This is a genomic window from Thalassomonas sp. M1454 (genome assembly GCF_007097525.1).
Lineage (GTDB): Bacteria > Pseudomonadota > Gammaproteobacteria > Enterobacterales > Alteromonadaceae > Thalassotalea_A.
This window is the reverse complement of the sequence record NZ_VKDD01000002.1, coordinates 782,859-800,097: the sequence shown is the minus strand read 5'-3', so window position 1 is coordinate 800,097 and position 17,239 is coordinate 782,859. Positions and strand designations below refer to the sequence as shown.

Genomic DNA, 17,239 nt, shown 5'->3' with positions numbered 1-17,239 from the left:
AAGCACAATTGAATAACGCCATGAAAATATTATTACTTGAAGACGACGTTTTGCAGAGTCAAATTCTAACTACAGCACTAGAAAGGTATCCTAATGCTAATGTTTCTAGTTTTACATCGGTAGATGAATGCCTAATAGAAATTTCAGTAACAGACGAACCGTTTATTTTTGTGACAGACATTAATATTGAGCATGCCGCTATTGTCGATTTGATCCCAAACTTAAGGAGTTTTCCAAATGTTGTAGGGGTAATATTACTGAGCGGAGTTCATCCTGAAGTCCTTGAGTCAGTTCGTTTGCTCATTGAGTTAGTCGGAATTGAAGACACTTTTTCTCTACAAAAACCAATCAATCAAATAGATTTACATAACACGTTAAAGGTCATCGAAACTGATCGTTTACAAAACAAAAATGTTAATCGTACCTTATCAAAATTCACTGAATTCCACGTACAAGAATTGCTTCTTGATGGTAAGTTTCAACCATATTTTCAACCACAAATATCAAATAAAGATAGCATTGTTGAAGGTGTAGAAGTATTAGGGCGAGTCATGGTTGATGGCATGATTTATGGACCGGATCGCTTTGTTGAACCTTTGATTAACTCTGGGTTAATTACCGACTACACTTATTATATTTTAGATCGAAGCCTAAAGCTTATGTCTCAAAGAGATAATCATGATCTTACAGTATCAATTAACGTTGAGTATTGTAGTTTGTTAAAAGCAGAGTTCTGTGAAAAAATTATTGAAATAGTAGATCGTCATCAATTTCCTCGAGATAAACTAATTATTGAAATGACCGAGAATCACTCACATGTATCACCAACCGTGTTGTCTAATTTGGCAAAACTGCGGATATGTATGATTGAATTATCAATTGACAACTATGGTGCAGGACATTCTGGCTTGACTGAGTTAATTAATTTCCCTTTTACTGAATTGAAAATTGATCGAATTCAAGTTGAGAGTCTTACTCAAAGCATTAAATCTAGAAACATAGTTAAAGCGATCATAATGATGGCGAAAGTATTGCATTTAACCTGTGTTGCTGAAGGCGTTGAAACAAAGGAGCAAGCAAGGATATTAAAGGAGCTTGGTATCGATAAGTTCCAAGGCTTTTATTTTGCCAAGCCTGTAGCTTTTTATGAATTGGACAATGCATTGGATTGCGCAAGAAACATCGCCTTTAATCTAACTGATAAACTTGAATCGCTCGAGCCTAAAATTGCCTAGAAAAATTTAATTTAATGGTTATATCAAGATTACTTGCAAAGAGTCCTTAATATTGAGGGCCATATACTTATGCACAGATCAAATTCGAATCAAAAACTAAAAAAGTCAGATATAGAGGCCTGTGTCAAAAACATATTTTACCTGTATATGTTTAGTAAACTTAGCAATGAATAAGTTGTGTAACTGAACTGTAACAGACTGTGTAAAGTTGCAGGTTGTAGCGGTAATATAGCCGAAATTTTATACTACACCATATTTTTGAATTATGAACACTATCTTGCACCGAGCATCTAAAGCCTTACAGTACATTTCCGACGGTATATGCATTGTCGATCTTGATGGTAGATACTCGGAAGTAAATTCAGCATTCACCAATATAACTGGCTACAGTCAAGAAGAGCTTATTGGTCAAAGTCCAAGAATACTTAAGTCAGGTGTCCATGACAGTGATTTTTATAAATCAATGTGGGATGCCATACACTCAAAAGGGATTTGGAAAGGGGAAATTTGCAACCGACGCAAAAATGGTAGCTTATTTTTCGAGAATATCACTATCACTAAGGCCTATGATGACCAAGGTGAACCTAGTCACTATGCAGCTGTTTTGTCTGATATTACAGAGAAAAAATCACACAACAACGAACTGTATCGAATGGCGCATTATGATCAATTAACTAATTTGGCCAATCGTGTTTCCTTAACGCAAAAGTTAGACGAATATATCGCTTGCGATAAAATGTTTACTCTATTTTTCATTGATATCGATGATTTTAAGTCGGTTAACGATAATTTTGGTCACATAGGCGGAGATGAAGTTCTTAAAATACTTTCACATCGTTTAAAATCTGAGATAAGAGCAACAGACATGATTGCAAGGTTTGGCGGTGATGAGTTTATCATTATTAGTGAAGAGACAAATGCAGAAGTCAACTATAGCATAGCTGAACGTTTATTAATGACGGCCTGCAGCCCAATGCAAATAGGAAATCAGACGGTTAGCACGTCAATTAGTATTGGAATATCCACTCCAAGAGTTGCCACATTAGAAGATTCCTCCGACTTAATCATTCGTCAAGCTGACCAAGCTATGTACCAAGCAAAAAAAATGGGCAAAAATTGTATAAAATGGTTTAGTGAAAGCCAAGAAGACTCGCTATCAGAAAGTACGTCGGAGTTGATAGCCGGTAGAACTATTTCTATGGCAAAAAGAGAAGCTATTCGTACGCAAATACTAGAAATGATCATGTCAGGCATTGCTCTTCGTGAAACACTACGTAAAATCGTGCAATTAGTTGAGCTTGACTACCCAGGTATGCTTTGTAGCATTCTATTGTTAGATGATAGTAAAGAACATCTTGTTGGTGGCATTGCACCATCACTACCTAAATTTTATAACGAGCAGATTAATGGTATAAAGATAGGCAAGGGTATTGGTGCCTGTGGTAATACAGCTTTTACAGGCACAAGAACAATTATAGAAGATATTAGTACTCACCCATATTGGAAACCTTTTGCACCTCTTGCAGCTAAAGCAAATTTAGGTGCGTGTTGGTCTGAACCTATATATTCAGGTGATAAGAAGGTACTTGGCACATTCGCAATTTATCATGCAGAGAAGAGCATACCTGTAGAAGATGATTTTAAACTTATCAACATGTCTGCACGCCTTGCTGCAATGGCCATCGAAAAGGATAAATTAACCTCTAAACTTTGGCGCAATAGTAACTTTGATGTACTGACCAAATTGCCTAATGAACAGCTGCTTAAAGAACATATAAGAAAACAGATAAAAACAACAAATGCTAATGACTCATTTACTTTATTTTTTATTGATATAAAAAATCTTTCACATATTAATGATAAATATGGCTATAACAACGGCAATGCTGTTTTAAAAGAAATAGCTAAGCGTCTAGAAAAATCATTTGGTGATCATAATACCATCGCTCGTATTAGCGGAGATGAGTTTGCCATCTTGAGTGTAAACAACACTGTAAATTTATTACATACGGCATTAGTAAAAAAGATAGAACAAGTATTAAATAAGCCACACAATATATCTGATGTAAAGGTTAGTGTTGGCTTTAATATGGGATCATCAAACTATCCTAGTGATGCTAGTGATGAGATAAAATTAGTGCAAACTGCCGCAAGCGCTCTTCAAAAGCATAAAAAATCAAATGTAGGTTATTGTCACTGTTATGATCAAGCTGAGTTAGAGGCATCTAATGATTTATGTGAATTAACGACGGATCTTACAAATGCAATTAAAACTAAACAATTATCACTGGTCTACCAACCTATTGTAGATTTTGAAACCAAACAAGTAGTCAAAGTAGAAGCTCTAGCTCGTTGGAACCACCCTAAAAGAGGGCCTATCGGCCCAGACATTTTCGTACCATTAGCAGAAAAAAATAACTTAGCAATAAAGTTAGGTGAGTTTGTTATTGATGAATCATTAAAAGCTCTAAAATTATTGCACGAGCAACATAACTTAAAACTAAAAATAAGTATAAATACCTCGGCTCTTCAATATAGTCGCGATTATCAATTAGCTGAGTTCATAGAAAAAACGATTCTTAAATATAAAGTTTGTGCTGATTGCATAACTATAGAATTGACTGAAACGGCGCTTGCACATGATCTAGACGTCGTTTATGAGCAACTTCTCAAAATAAAAAAATTGGGGGTTAAAGTTGCTATCGATGATTTTGGCACTGGGTATTCATCCTTGTCATACTTACAAAAACTTGATTTTGACTTCCTTAAAATTGACAAAGTTTTTATTAAAAATATGGCTGATTCTAATTCTGATACTATTATGTGTGAAGCCATGATTGCTATGGCTTCCAAGCTAGGTATAGATGTGATAGTTGAGGGTGTTGAAACTAATAAACAAGCAACTTTGCTTAAAGAACTGTCTGCGCAATATGGACAAGGATATTTATTCTCTAAGCCCCTGCCTATGGATGATTTAAACCGGTTACTTGAACAAAGGCATTAATAGAGCAAACTCTTGCGAAAACTCTATAGGTGTAGGCTAATTAGTTTACACCTATTTCGATTTAATAAAGGCCTATTAGTTAACTTTTTAGTATGAATTTACCGGGCATAAGGTAAACTACTCTTATATAAATTATAGAATATACTAATGTTAGGTTGCTATGTTTACCGATGAGCGCGTTATAGACCAGTGCAAACAATGGTTAGATGAAATCATTATAGGCTTGAATTTTTGTCCGTTTGCAAAAAAAGAATTTGTTAATCGTACTATTGCTTATCCGGTATTAAGAAATGTTGATATCGAGTCTGCTTTACACGGACTAATTCAAGAATGTGAGCATTTAACTAAGCATCCTGAAATTTCAACATCCTTGATTATATTTCCGGAAGAATTCAGCTTTTTCGATGATTATTTAGACTTAGTTGCAATGGGCGAACAACTATTGATTGACCAAGGCTATGAGGGCATTTATCAAATAGCAACATTTCATCCAGATTACTATTTTGCCGATGTTGCTGAAGATGACGTATCTAATTATACCAACCGATCACCATTTCCTATCTTACACTTGCTTAGGGAAGACTCTTTAGCTAAAGCTATTAAAGCTCACCCAGATCCTGAAGGGATCCCAGATAAAAACATTGAAGTATGTGACCATAAAGGTATTGAATTCTTTCAGCAATTTTTAGTATCGCTTAGGTCATAGAGTAATGGATTTTATCAACTCATTAGCCTTGTATTATCGTGAATTTCTAGTCATTGCTGTTGTTCACTTTTTGGCTGTAGCAAGCCCAGGACCTGACTTTGCTGTTATTGTAAAGCAAAGTTTAACGCAAGGGCGCAGAAAAGCGATTTACTCTAGCTTGGGTATTGGCAGTGGTATTTTACTGCATGTAACTTACTCTCTTATTGGGATCGGTCTATTAATCGCAAGTGACCCTATACTCTTTAATGTTTTAACCTATATTGCCGCCGCATATTTATTTTATATAGGCGTTCAAGGAGTATTAGCTAAACCTCATGAACAGTTGAAAGTTGAAAATAAAGCAAGCGTTTTAGAGCAAACCAACAGTAAGGCTTTTATGACCGGCTTTTTGGTCAATGGCCTTAACGTCAAAGCAACTCTATTCTTTGTGTCCTTATTTTCTCTGGTTATTTCTGAGCAAACGCCAGTGCTAGTACAAAGTATCTACGGATTATATATGGCAATTGCAACTGCAGCATGGTTTAGCTTTTTATCCTACGTTCTAACTATTGAACATATTCGAGTTAAATTGCTCAGTAAGGGCCATGTTGTCGATAAAATTATGGGCATCGTATTAATTGCTTTGGCAATCAATATTCTCCTAAATAGTATGTAAGGTAAGCATATTTTATAATTGCAGGTGAGTTATAGACTATGATGCTTTATAATAATCGCTATAAATAAATCTAAAAGAAGTATTTTTGTGGATAATAAAAAATTTATTGAAGTAGGGTCTAACCCTGAAAAAGCCCTGCAAGGTGACTACAAGCTAAACGTAGGCGAGATATTTAAAGAGGGTTGGAATTTAACTAAAGTAAATAAACAACCAATAATCAGTGGTTTGATTTTTATTGTAATGATTGGCATGGCATTTTCTTTAGTTGCTAGTGATTATCTTGGCGGTATGGAAGAAGTCCTTGCAAATCCTGAAAAACAAATGATTATTAACCTTGTTGCTACCGTTATTTTATGGCCTTTTATTGCCGGCATTGAAATGATGGGGATCTCTCATGCGGTGGGCATAAAAACTAAAACCAGCTATGTATTTAGCTTTTTAAAGCGCAGTGCGCTAATTGCCATTACAGCTCTTATTGTTACCAGTATAACTTCGATTGGTTTTAGCTTGTTTTTTATTCCTGGCATCTACTTGTCTGTGGCACTCTCTCTTACTGTCCCTCTAATCGTAGAGAAGGGCATGACGCCCATTGCAGCAATCGTTTTATCTTTAAAAGCGACTCGCTTTCAAATATTTAAACTTTTACAAATTTATGCAATGTTATTGGCCATATTATTTGCCACCTTATTACCGGGTTTAGCAGGTATAGAACCCGTTTTTTCAATGGCTATTTTTATTGGTTGTATGGTTTGGCTTGCGCCACTTTATTACAATATTAAAGGTGTTTTATACCGAGAGATTTTCGGTGTTAGAATGCAAGTTGTTAGTAAATCAGCAGATGGAAAGCCAGATACATTCTTTTCCGCTTAAAGGATTAAGCACATATGAAAAACACAATTAGAGGTTTATTGCTAATCGCCATTTTTATGATGGCACTTGCCCCTTTTATGTATGAAAAAGAGTCAGTTACTACTACTTCTGAGGTAATTATCAAAACCAAAGAGGTTGCTAAGGTAAAAGAAGTTGTTGTCGAGCAACCACTGCACGATGTTGATTTACCTGACTTTGCAAAAATTAGCGACACTAAACGCAAAAAACAGTTGTTTTTTGATTTTTTAAAGCCGGCGATCGATAAAGAAAATCGTAGGTTGCGAGCTTTAAGAGGTAAGCTACTGGCGTTAGAAAATAACGTGCTACAAACTATTCCCCTTAGCGGAGACGAATTAGATTGGTTACAGCTGATTGCTCGCAGTTACTCAATTGATAGTGAGCTTTCTAGTAAAGATAAACTAGCCCGTTTATTAAACAAAGTTGATGAAATCCCCAGAGAGTTAGTATTAGTCCAAGCGGCAAATGAATCTGCGTGGGGCACTTCACGTTTTGCTCGTATAGGGCTTAATTTCTTTGGTTTATGGTGCTTTAAAAAGGGCTGTGGTTTAGTGCCACAAGGAAGGGATACTGGCTTAAACCACGAAGTAGCGGCTTTTGAAGGTATTGATAGTATGGTGAGCTATTATTTTAAAAATATTAATAGTCATCGAGCATATCGACTCTTTCGACAAATTAGAAAACAATTAAGAGATAATGATTTACCCCTTGAGCCAAGTATTTTAGCAACTGGTTTACTACCTTACTCTGAGCGCGGTATGACATATATTGTTGAACTAAATAATATGATGCGCCATAACCATAAATACATAAAAGCTTAAGCGAAAATATAGAGAAGATTTAACATGAAAAAATTATTATTAGCAGCAAGTTTAGCCACGTTAAGTGCTAATTGCTTTGCTATCGATATTGAATATAAAGGCTTTTATCAGCGTTTAGATAAAATTAAAGATGAAAACCTTGATCAAATTAGTATGGGTTTCTATTTAGTGGATTATCACTCTAGAGCTCGCTGCGAATTAAATAAAGCAACGATGTTAGGGCGTGATTTAACCCCAACAAATATAGAAATTGCGGATGATTGGCAGTTATTAGTGCCACATTCTGAAGAAATGTACGATAAGTTTGCTTTTTTGCGAGTAGAGCAAAAAAATGAAATGCAAAACTGTACCTTACAAATGCAAATTCAAGCCAAAGACAAAACAAAAACGTCTTATACTTTTAATGAGTTAGCTTTGCTTACAGAGCAAATGCAAGAGCTTGTAGACAGCTTTGGTTCGTTCTTATGGTTTATGATGCCAAACGTAAGCGGATTACATATAAGCCAAGCTAACGAGTCAAATATTAGCTTTATTAATGATGAATTAAAACAAGGGTTAAGTTGCCAGTTAACTAAGTGTAACTTAAGGATTGATACTGAACAAAAGTCAGATGAAATAGCCTTAAGTTTTAGCCAAGCACCTGAAGTGATCTCTCCTTGGATTGAAAAAGACTAATCACTCAGTTTTAGTCGGCATAAAAAAACACCGCTAATTAGCGGTGTTTTTATTTGTTTTAACTTTGGATTAAAGGTGGATTTTAACCATCCAGCTAATCACAGATTCATCATCTAAACCTTTAATACCGAACTTGTTGTGCCAGTAAGAGTATTCTATACCTGCTTCAAATTTCTTTGGTACGCCAAAATATTTACCAATGTCCATTCTAAGTTGCGGGTTGAAGTGGAAGTCTGCTGCATGTGTTTCTTCAGCTGATGACCAATCAATAAAACCGTCAAACATAAAGTCGGCATTACCTATGCTAAAAGGGTAACCCCAAACAGCCGTTAATTGGTTGTCGTTATCTGTTTGTTCGTTGTTAGCTTGGTATAGGTTAACGTTAAAAAAAGCAAAACCAGGAAGTTTTAAGTCAACGCCAACACCAACTAGGTAGTTGTCAAAGCGGTTGTCGATATCAATCATAAAACCGTCAGGTAAAATAATAGGATCTGATTCAAACGTTGAATGTTCCCATGTAGTAGCAATAAATACATCTGAAATAATACCGAATTCCATTTTGCTACCTGTTGCATAGCTTAAGCTTAAACGTGGAGATAATTCAGAATAAGTCTCGTTAGCCGCTACACTTTGTGAATCTTCTTTGTAGTCTAAACGGTCAGCGAAGAAGAAAAGATCGCCCCAGTTATGTCCTGATGCGTGCTCAACTGTAATAACTGTGATGTCATCATTAGTTGCAACTTCGTAGTTACCTTGATTCTTTAATAAAGATAATGAGTTATCTGACCAAAACATTTCTGCTTGAGCGTTAAACGACATAAGTGACGCACCAGCTAAGATAACTGATGAAAGTTTTTTAAGAGTTGTGTTCATAATTTTCCCTGAAAAATAATGAGATTAATTTAAGTTTTTATATTTTTATATGAAAAGGGCAGATGTTAATTACCTGCCCAATTGTTTTTATATTTGCTGTGGTTTACATGAAAGCAAATTTAGCGGTAAATAGAGCAGCTAGGAATAAAACGCTAGGGCTAATTTCAGAGAAACGGCCACTAAATATACGTACAGCTGCGTAAGAGATAAAGCCTAGAGCAATACCATCTGCAATTGAGAAGGTTAATGGCATAGTTACTAAGATAACAACAACTGGAACTGCGTCCATTAGGTCGTCCCACTTAACATTAACTAAACCTGCTACCATTAATACACCTACGAAGAATAATGCGCCAGCAGTTGCGTAGGCTGGGATCATACCTGCAAGAGGTGAGAAAAATAATGCTGCTAAGAACAATACTGCTACAGTTACAGCTGTTAAACCTGTACGACCACCAGCACTAACACCAGCAGTACTTTCAACGTAAGATGTTGTTGTTGAAGTACCTAACATTGAACCTGCAATTGTTGCTGTAGAGTCAGCTAATAAAGCTTTCTTAAGACGAGGAAGGTTACCATCTGAATCAAGTAATTTACCACGTTGAGCAACAGCAATAAGAGTTCCTGAAGTATCGAATAAATCAACAAATAAGAATGCGAATATTACACTCAGCATACCAACTTCAAATGCCCCTGCAATATCAAGCTGAGCAAATGTTGGTGCTAATGAAGGCGGCATAGATACGATACCACTGTATGCAACGTCACCGAAGATTAAACCTAGAACTGTAACGATTAAAATTGAAATCATTACCGCACCGTTAATGTTTAAACTTACTAAACCAACAATTAAGAATAAACCAAGTGCAGCCATTAGAGGTTCAAAAGCTGTGATGTCACCCATAGTAACTAATGTTGCTTGGCTGCCAACGATAAAGCCTGAGCTTTTTAATGCAATTAGTGCTAAAAACATACCGATACCGGCTGCAATACCAAAACGTAGCGCATGAGGAATAGAGTTGATGATCCATTCTCTTACTTTAAATACACTTAATAAAGTAAACACTACACCAGAGATAAATACACCACCTAAAGCAACGTTCCAGGTATAACCTAGTTCCATTACAACAGTAAATGTGAAGAATGCATTTAAGCCCATCCCCGGTGCTAAAGCGATAGGGTAGTTAGCGTATAAGCCCATAATTAAACAACCAATAGCTGCTGCTAAACAAGTTGCTACAAATACTGCGCCAGCATCCATACCTGTCATCGCTAGCATGCTAGGGTTTACAAAAATGATGTAAGCCATAGTTAAGAAGGTGGTGAAACCAGCAATGATTTCTTGTCTCACAGAAGTGTTATGCTGTGAAAGTTTAAATAGTTTTTCAAACATTAGTTGAACCCTAAAATTGTGTTAATAAATTTTTTATCGTGTACAAAAGCTTAATCGCCATGCAATAGATTATTGTTATTGGCTACGAAAAACTTTTGAACATAAATACAAAATACAAAACTATTTTACGTAATTTTGTTACAAAATGATATTAGTTTGTATTTAAAACTTGCGCTGTAATGATTTAAAAAAGGTTTTGTTACTTAATTTCAACAATATTAACCAAATCGAAATCATTTACATTGATAGATTTAGCTTGTGAAAACTGATCAGAGATATCTTCTTTATCAAAAGCTATGTCTCCGCCATTAATTACCCCTGAATTTAAGTCAACTTCTTTAAAGTTAAATAATTGGTGGTCGCATAAATGAGAAGGAACAACATTTTGCATAGCGGTAAATATTGATTCTGCTCTACCTGGGTAATGTTTGTCCCAATCACTAAGCATTTGTTTTACGTTTTGGCGTTGTAAATTTGGTTGGCTTCCGCATAAATTACACGGAATAATAGGGAATTCTTTAATGCCTGAATACTGTTTGATATCTACTTCTTTACAGTAGGCAAGTGGGCGAATAACTACGTGTTCGCCATTATCACTGACTAATTTAGCTGGCATGGTTTTAGTTTTGCCATTAAAAAACATGTTCAGTAACAAGGTTTCAATCATGTCATCGCGGTGATGACCAAGAGCTATTTTAGTTGCGTTTAGTTTCTTTGCTGTGCTGTATAAGATACCTCTGCGCAATCTTGAACAAAGGCTGCAAGTAGTTTTGCCTTCAGGGATCTTATCCATAACAATAGAATAAGTATCTTCTTCAATAATATGATACTCAATACCTAACTCGTTTAAGTAGTTAGGTAATACATGTTCAGGAAAACCAGGTTGTTTTTGATCTAAGTTAACAGCAACAATATCAAAATGGATAGGTGCACTACGACGAAGTTTTAATAAGATGTCTAGCATAGTGTAGCTATCGGCACCGCCAGATAAGCACACCATAATTTTGTCACCATCTTCAATCATGTTGTAATCGCTGATAGCTTTACCAACGTTATGACGTAAACGTTTCTCTAGTTTAGACAGTTTTAAATTAGCAGCTTTTACTTCTGGTGACACTGTAGACATTGCTTTTACTCGTGATTGAAAAAGCGGCATTATACCCAAGCAATCGGATATGGAAAAGCGCTAATTTGTAAAGCAATATAGCGCTTAATTGGTGTGAATCACTACTTTAAGAAAGGTGATTGATAACCGTCTGGTTTTAAAGCTAATAAATCACAATTTAACCGGTCAATAACATGCTCAGCGGTATTACCAATTAAAACAGCTGAAAGTCCTGTACGTCCTACTGTTCCTAAAATGACTAGCTCTGCATCGATACGCTTAGCCACCGATTCGATAACATCTTCTGGTAGTCCTTCTTCGACATGTAAAAACTCATCGGCAATGTTGAATTTTTTCGCATGTTCTTTCATAACATCAAAGTGATGATTTTTCATGGTTTCGTTATATTCATTAGCATCAAACTCTGGAATTTCTATTGCTATATTAATTGGCGTTCCAGGATAAGAGTTAACAAAATGCGTATCTGCTTTAATTAAGTTACTAAGATTAATGGCTTCTTCACTTATTTTATCGTTTAGTGATAAGTGTTCTTCTTCTTCACTACCGACATTTACAGCGGCTAAAATGTGGCCGTTTTCTGGCCATTGATGTTCTTTAACTAAGAGTAAAGGAATCCAAGATTTTCGGATTAAATGCCAATCGGTAGGAGTAAAAATAACAGACTGAAGAGTAGGGTGTTCATGGGTGCTTTTGATGATTATGTCAAAGTTATTATCTTTTACTTCTTGTAAAATTGCTTCAAAAGGGCGGTTATGCCAAACAACTTTAGATTCAATTTCGCGATCATAGTCTTCAATGAGGTCGTTTAACCATGCTTTACGGTCATTAACAACGGTCGCTCGCATAGACTCGCGCTCTTCGCCGCTCAGCATAGTAGTCATTTCATAGGAAAAATCAAAAATAGATAAAAAAGCGGTGATCTTTGCACCCGTTCGATTAGCGAGTGTACATGCTCGCGCTAAAGCTTTTTGTTCGACCGAGGTAGGATCTATTACGACTAAAATATTTTGATAACTTTCCATGATTTCACCAATTCAATTGCAAAACTTACTTACTAAGCTTAATCATTTATGGCTATTGTTACAAATAAGTTAACAAAATAATGTTAACCTATTGATTCAAATCAAAATATTAATATGTGTGGTTATTGGTTTAAACCGGCTAGTTTATAAAGCGCGTCTTTGTCCAAAATGGTGATGTATTTGTTCTCAACTTTAATCAAACCATCTTTTTGAAAACGTGTCATTAAGCGTGAAATTGTTTCAATGGTTAAACCAATGTAGTTACCTATTTCACTGCGCGTCATTGGTAAATTAAACTGCACTGAAGAAAGGTGTCTAGCACCAAGGCGCCTACCATAACTTGCCAAGAAAGTTGCTAATTTAGATTCTGCATTTTTACGATTAAGAAGTAATAACATTTCACTGTTGCAGTGTAATTCATTACTCATTAAGTTCATTATTTGGGCTTTTAGTTTAGGTATTTTACTTGAAAGGGCGTCAAGAACCTCAAAAGGGATCTCACAAACCATTGATGTTTCAAGGGCTTTGGCAAAGCTAGGATGCTCTTTTTTGCCTAAGGCGTCAAAGCCAAGTAAATCTCCAGCTAAATGAAAACCAGTTATTTGCTCTTCACCTTGCTCTGAAATTATAAAGGTTTTAAACGTGCCTGAGCGGATTGCATAAAGAGTATGCAATTGTTCGCCGGCCTGGAATATTTGCGTATTTTTTTGGATCGGCTTTTTACGTTGAATAATATCATCAAGTAAGTTCAACTCGGACTCATTTAAGCTAAAAGGCAGACACAGTTCACTGATACTACAATTTTGACACTTAATATTATTACTGTACGCGATAGGTTGAGGCATATAATTACTACTGGCTGATCCGTTATTTGATTCAGATCAATGTTACTAAAAGATTAGTTTAAGAGCAATGACCAAAGAGTATAAACCGTAAGAAATTAGTAACACAGCTGTAACATTTCGTGTGTTTTGTGACTTTAATAAATTAGTAATAAAGCTAAAGCCTGAAGCTAAGGTTAGCAAGGCGGGTAAAGTGCCTAAACCAAACGCAAACATGATTAATGCGCCATTGTACCAAGTTGCGCTTGCCATACTCCATGTGAGTGTAGAATAAACTAAACCACATGGTAGCCAGCCCCATACAGCACCTAATAACAGGGCTTGTGTCGGATTCTTTACTGGAATAAATCGTTTGCTTAGTGGTTGTAGGTAGCGCCATAAATATTGCCCAATACCTTCGATTCGGTTAAGTATAAATGCCCATTTACCTATATATAAACCCAGCAGTATTAAGAAAATAGCGGCAATTAACCTAAGCCAGCTTATATGTACGCCTATTGATTGGGCTGCCAGAGATCCAGTTAAACCAGCAATAGCACCTGCTATTGTGTAGGAAAGTATACGACCAAAGTTATAGCTTAAAATTAAAGGTAAGTTAGATTTTTGAGGAGAGTTTATATTAGCGGTGAGCATTGAAGTGATGCCTCCGCACATAGCTACGCAGTGACCTGCACCTGCAACACCAATTAAAAAAGCAGAGATAAAGTCGATGTTCATCATGTTTTTTAACTCAGTCGGCCGATTTGTTTTGTTGCTGCTCTATATTACTTGATTGATCGCTATTTTGTTTAGCCTGTTGCTCTGACGCTTGAGCATCAGTGGTTGGGCTTTTGGCTTCATCATCAAACAAAATACTCATGCCTTGTTTTTCTAAGTCGTCAAATTGTTCAGTCTTTACTGCCCAAAAAAATAGGTAGATAGCAACCGAGGTAAACACAATGGCGATAGGGATCAGAATATAAATTACACTCACAAAATAGACCTTAGATTATTTTAATAATCGTAGAGAATTTGTTACTACGATAATAGAGCTAGCAGACATGCCTAATACTGCCAGATATGGCGTAATAAAGCCACATACGGCTAAAGGTAATACAATGGCATTATAACCAAATGCCCAAGCAAAATTTTGTTTGATAATTCGTGATGTTTTATTTGAAGTTGTTATTAACTGCAATAAACTTGAGAGTTTATTGTTTAATAAAATAACATCGGCGCCACTTTTTGCTATTTCAGTACCGCTACCCATAGCAATTGCAACGTGCGCTGCGGCAAATACAGGTGAGTCGTTTACACCGTCACCAACCATAGCAACTGTTTTACCTTGCTTTTGCTTTGATTCAATAATATTTAATTTATCACTAGCACTACAAGTGTGATGATATTCACTTAATTGTGCTTGTTCAATAAAACTCTCAACACCGGCTTGGTTGTCACCACTAATTAACAAGCTTTCTTTATGTGCCGATTGTATGTGGTTTAATACTTGTACTGTATCTGTTCTTAATGTGTCAGATAGATAAAAAGCACTATCAAATTTATCATCAATAGTCAGTATGCATTGCGCATCGTTGTATTTTTCAGGCAGCGCGCCATGTTCAGCTAACCATGAATATTTACCAATTTTTACTAATTGATCATGGTAGATCCCTTGCACACCACAACCAGGGATAACTTCGATATTGGTTAAGTTAATATCATGCTCTCGGTATTGTGCAAATGCTTTTGCGATAGGGTGCTCGGAGTGCGTCTCAAGTGCCGATGCAATTGCTAACAGGGTGTCTTTGTCAAATACACAGTCTGGCATCCGTTCTATTAACGTAAGACTAAACTCTCCATTGGTTAGGGTTCCGGTTTTATCAAACGCAAAACAGTCTACTTTCGGCACCGTTTCTAACACATGACCTGACTTGATCATAATGCCACTTTTATTAAGCTTTATTGTGCCGCATGTAAGAGCCGTTGGAGTAGCTAAAGATAAGGCACATGGGCAGGTAGCAACCAATACCGATAAAGTAATCCAAAACGCTTCTTCAGGGGCGTTAATACTCCAATATACAGCAGTAGCAATTGACGTTAACAAGATTAAAGCGACAAAGTATTGCGCAATTTTATCTGACAATTTGGCAATAGCAGGTTTATGAGCCTGCGCATTTTCACTAAGACGAATGAGGTTGGTTAAAAAACTGTCCGAATTAGATTTATTAATGGTTATGGTTAAATTACCGTCACTATTGACTGTACCGGCATAAACCGTTGCGCCTATGGTTTTACTTACCGGAGCATGCTCACCAGTAAGCATAGACTCATTAACACTTGAGCTACCTTGCACAATAACGCCATCACCAGGAATAGTTTCACCTGGCTTAATAATAACTAAGTTACCGACTTCTAACTGTTTAGCGCTAATAATTTGTTCACTATCATCTACTAAGATAGTTGCTGTTAATGGCATTAACTTTAATAAGTTAGAAGATACTTCTGCAGCACGAGACCGCGCTCTAAACTCTAAAAACTTACCAATAAGTAATAAGAAGGTAAACATGGCTACCGATTCAAAATATACTTCACCGGATTGATTAAAGGTTGCCCAAGCACTTGCACTAAAGGCCAGTATAATGGCAATACTTACCGGTACATCCATTGATAAGCGTTTAGCTCTGAGCGCTGCAATGGCGCCTGTATAAAAAGGAAAAGCACCAAAGGTAACTATTGGTAAGGTTAAAACAAAGCTGGTGCCACGTAGATAAGTAAGGTTATGACTGGCTAAATCACTAAAAGCACCAAAATATAAACCAAAGGCAATCATCATAACTTGCATGGTAAGTATGCCAGAAACACCTAAACGTCTAATAAAGGCTTTCTTCTGCTTTATATTGCTTTGCTCGGCTAAGTTTGCTTTAAACGGCATAGCCTGATAGCCAATCTTGCCGATTTTATTTAGGATTTCACTCAACTTTATTGAGGTATTATCCCATTTTACGGTGGCTCGTTGAGTTGTGGCGTTAACTTTTATCTCGACAATGCTACTTTGTTGGCTGAGTTGCTTTTCAATAAGCCATGCACAAGCAGCACAAGACATACCATCAATTGAAAGTATGGTTTCTTTGCAGTTATCAACATCGAAAGTAAATTCATTTTGCAGGTTTTCATCGTCAATAAATTGAGTATTGAGTAAACCTTCTGGAATGCTGGCATCGACTTTGTTGTTTTTTTCGGTACGAAATCGATAATAGTCTTCTAGACCATTTTCAACAATGGCTTGTGCTACAGCTTGACAACCATAGCAACACATTTCTTGTTGCTTATTGCCAATAGTTACAAATAAATTGAGGCCGTTAGGGACATCTTCCCCACAGTGAAAACAGTCTTGATTCATATTAATGCTGAGATTCAAACTCTTTAAATTGGTTTTGTGGCAAGGCTAGGGTAGTTTGCATTTTCCACTTATGGTCAAATGGTGAAAGGGTTACTTTCCACTTTCCTGTTATGTCGTTATCGAAAGATTGGCGATACCAACCGTTACCATCTGGGGTAAGCTTTAAACTGAAATCACGAGTGTTTATTGTTGAATGGTAAAAATCAACATTAAGCATAGGGAAGTTTTTATCGATACCTGTAGGCTTTAATACAATTTCATTTTTTGTGATTTGCATATCAAAAGCAACGCCCATTTTTTCGGCCATTTTATATTTGCGGATATCTTGGTTGATACTTTTGCCAACTTTATAGTAATCATCAACAACAACTGTGTCAGCGTTTTCATTAGCAATAAAAAACACTGAGGTGCCGACGCAAATTGAAATTAACGGCAGACCAAAAACTAAATAAGTCCAAGGCTCTTTGTACCAGGGTGTAGTCATAAATTTTACTCGTTTTGATTAGTCGTATTATTTTATCTTTATTCGAGAGAAAACAATAGATACCAATTTAATTAACTGATTGGTATTAGAATTAATATGGGATTAAATACTCATTTAAATAATTAATGCCATAGAA

At 36.1% G+C, this 17,239-nt stretch carries 16 protein-coding genes; 7 read left to right on the top strand and 9 right to left on the bottom strand.

What is annotated here, in order from left to right:
* Window positions 1-20: 20 nt before the first annotated feature.
* From FNN08_RS05540 to FNN08_RS05510, 7 genes are all read left to right on the top strand, one after another.
* Window positions 21-1,235 (top strand): EAL domain-containing protein, encoded by a 1,215-nt coding sequence (locus FNN08_RS05540; protein WP_143583729.1) that lies wholly within the window; start codon window positions 21-23, stop codon window positions 1,233-1,235.
* Window positions 1,236-1,500: 265 nt separating this feature from the next.
* Window positions 1,501-4,239 carry a diguanylate cyclase domain-containing protein gene (locus tag FNN08_RS05535; RefSeq protein WP_143583728.1) on the top strand — a complete coding sequence of 913 codons (2,739 nt, stop codon included), beginning with the start codon at window positions 1,501-1,503 and terminating at the stop codon, window positions 4,237-4,239.
* A gap of 160 nt (window positions 4,240-4,399) precedes the next feature.
* The gene (locus tag FNN08_RS05530; RefSeq protein WP_143583727.1) at window positions 4,400-4,945 is read left to right on the top strand and encodes a DUF1415 domain-containing protein; all 546 of its coding nucleotides are present in this window, start codon (window positions 4,400-4,402) and stop codon (window positions 4,943-4,945) included.
* A 4-nt stretch (window positions 4,946-4,949) separates the two neighbouring features.
* Window positions 4,950-5,600 (top strand): LysE family translocator, encoded by a 651-nt coding sequence (locus FNN08_RS05525; protein WP_185962569.1) that lies wholly within the window; start codon window positions 4,950-4,952, stop codon window positions 5,598-5,600.
* Between the two features lie 87 nt (window positions 5,601-5,687).
* Window positions 5,688-6,470 carry a hypothetical protein gene (locus FNN08_RS05520; RefSeq protein ID WP_143583726.1) on the top strand — a complete coding sequence of 261 codons (783 nt, stop codon included), beginning with the start codon at window positions 5,688-5,690 and terminating at the stop codon, window positions 6,468-6,470.
* Window positions 6,471-6,484: 14 nt separating this feature from the next.
* Entirely contained in the window at window positions 6,485-7,309 is an 825-nt protein-coding gene (locus tag FNN08_RS05515; RefSeq protein WP_143583725.1) for a glucosaminidase domain-containing protein, read from the top strand.
* Window positions 7,310-7,333: 24 nt separating this feature from the next.
* Entirely contained in the window at window positions 7,334-7,984 is a 651-nt protein-coding gene (locus FNN08_RS05510) for a DUF2987 domain-containing protein (RefSeq protein ID WP_143583724.1), read from the top strand.
* 69 nt (window positions 7,985-8,053) lie between these two features.
* Here FNN08_RS05510 and FNN08_RS05505 read toward each other — a convergent pair whose 3' ends face one another.
* From FNN08_RS05505 to FNN08_RS05465, 9 genes are all read right to left on the bottom strand, one after another.
* Window positions 8,054-8,857 (bottom strand): outer membrane protein OmpK, encoded by an 804-nt coding sequence (locus FNN08_RS05505; RefSeq protein WP_143583723.1) that lies wholly within the window; start codon window positions 8,855-8,857, stop codon window positions 8,054-8,056.
* Window positions 8,858-8,960: 103 nt separating this feature from the next.
* Window positions 8,961-10,250 (bottom strand): NCS2 family permease, encoded by a 1,290-nt coding sequence (locus FNN08_RS05500; protein ID WP_143583722.1) that lies wholly within the window; start codon window positions 10,248-10,250, stop codon window positions 8,961-8,963.
* Between the two features lie 199 nt (window positions 10,251-10,449).
* The gene (ttcA, locus tag FNN08_RS05495) at window positions 10,450-11,376 is read right to left on the bottom strand and encodes a tRNA 2-thiocytidine(32) synthetase TtcA (protein ID WP_143583721.1); all 927 of its coding nucleotides are present in this window, start codon (window positions 11,374-11,376) and stop codon (window positions 10,450-10,452) included.
* 101 nt (window positions 11,377-11,477) lie between these two features.
* Entirely contained in the window at window positions 11,478-12,398 is a 921-nt protein-coding gene (gene uspE / locus FNN08_RS05490) for a universal stress protein UspE (protein ID WP_143583720.1), read from the bottom strand.
* 122 nt (window positions 12,399-12,520) lie between these two features.
* A complete protein-coding gene (gene fnr, locus FNN08_RS05485; protein WP_143583719.1) occupies window positions 12,521-13,243 on the bottom strand; it encodes a fumarate/nitrate reduction transcriptional regulator Fnr in 723 nt (240 codons plus the stop codon).
* 45 nt (window positions 13,244-13,288) lie between these two features.
* Window positions 13,289-13,960, bottom strand: a complete 672-nt coding sequence (locus FNN08_RS05480) for a sulfite exporter TauE/SafE family protein (protein ID WP_260679271.1) — start codon at window positions 13,958-13,960, stop codon at window positions 13,289-13,291.
* 10 nt (window positions 13,961-13,970) lie between these two features.
* Window positions 13,971-14,213: a cbb3-type cytochrome oxidase assembly protein CcoS gene (gene ccoS, locus FNN08_RS05475; RefSeq protein WP_143583718.1), complete on the bottom strand. Its 243-nt coding sequence runs from the start codon at window positions 14,211-14,213 to the stop codon at window positions 13,971-13,973.
* 15 nt (window positions 14,214-14,228) lie between these two features.
* On the bottom strand, window positions 14,229-16,619 hold the full coding sequence (locus FNN08_RS05470) for a heavy metal translocating P-type ATPase (RefSeq protein WP_143583717.1): 2,391 nt from the start codon (window positions 16,617-16,619) through the stop codon (window positions 14,229-14,231).
* 1 nt (window position 16,620) lies between these two features.
* Window positions 16,621-17,103 (bottom strand): FixH family protein, encoded by a 483-nt coding sequence (locus FNN08_RS05465; RefSeq protein WP_143583716.1) that lies wholly within the window; start codon window positions 17,101-17,103, stop codon window positions 16,621-16,623.
* Between the last annotated feature and the right edge of the window lie 136 nt (window positions 17,104-17,239).

Coding starts and splice junctions, on each gene's coding strand:
- FNN08_RS05540 (WP_143583729.1), top strand. CDS start 21: ATGAAAATATTATTACTTGAAGACGACGTTTTGCAGAGTCAAATTCTA.
- FNN08_RS05535 (WP_143583728.1), top strand. CDS start 1,501: ATGAACACTATCTTGCACCGAGCATCTAAAGCCTTACAGTACATTTCC.
- FNN08_RS05530 (WP_143583727.1), top strand. CDS start 4,400: ATGTTTACCGATGAGCGCGTTATAGACCAGTGCAAACAATGGTTAGAT.
- FNN08_RS05525 (WP_185962569.1), top strand. CDS start 4,950: ATGGATTTTATCAACTCATTAGCCTTGTATTATCGTGAATTTCTAGTC.
- FNN08_RS05515 (WP_143583725.1), top strand. CDS start 6,485: ATGAAAAACACAATTAGAGGTTTATTGCTAATCGCCATTTTTATGATG.
- FNN08_RS05510 (WP_143583724.1), top strand. CDS start 7,334: ATGAAAAAATTATTATTAGCAGCAAGTTTAGCCACGTTAAGTGCTAAT.
- FNN08_RS05505 (WP_143583723.1), bottom strand. CDS start 8,857: ATGAACACAACTCTTAAAAAACTTTCATCAGTTATCTTAGCTGGTGCG.
- FNN08_RS05500 (WP_143583722.1), bottom strand. CDS start 10,250: ATGTTTGAAAAACTATTTAAACTTTCACAGCATAACACTTCTGTGAGA.
- ttcA (WP_143583721.1), bottom strand. CDS start 11,376: ATGTCTACAGTGTCACCAGAAGTAAAAGCTGCTAATTTAAAACTGTCT.
- uspE (WP_143583720.1), bottom strand. CDS start 12,398: ATGGAAAGTTATCAAAATATTTTAGTCGTAATAGATCCTACCTCGGTC.
- fnr (WP_143583719.1), bottom strand. CDS start 13,243: ATGCCTCAACCTATCGCGTACAGTAATAATATTAAGTGTCAAAATTGT.
- FNN08_RS05480 (WP_260679271.1), bottom strand. CDS start 13,960: ATGATGAACATCGACTTTATCTCTGCTTTTTTAATTGGTGTTGCAGGT.
- FNN08_RS05470 (WP_143583717.1), bottom strand. CDS start 16,619: ATGAATCAAGACTGTTTTCACTGTGGGGAAGATGTCCCTAACGGCCTC.
- FNN08_RS05465 (WP_143583716.1), bottom strand. CDS start 17,103: ATGACTACACCCTGGTACAAAGAGCCTTGGACTTATTTAGTTTTTGGT.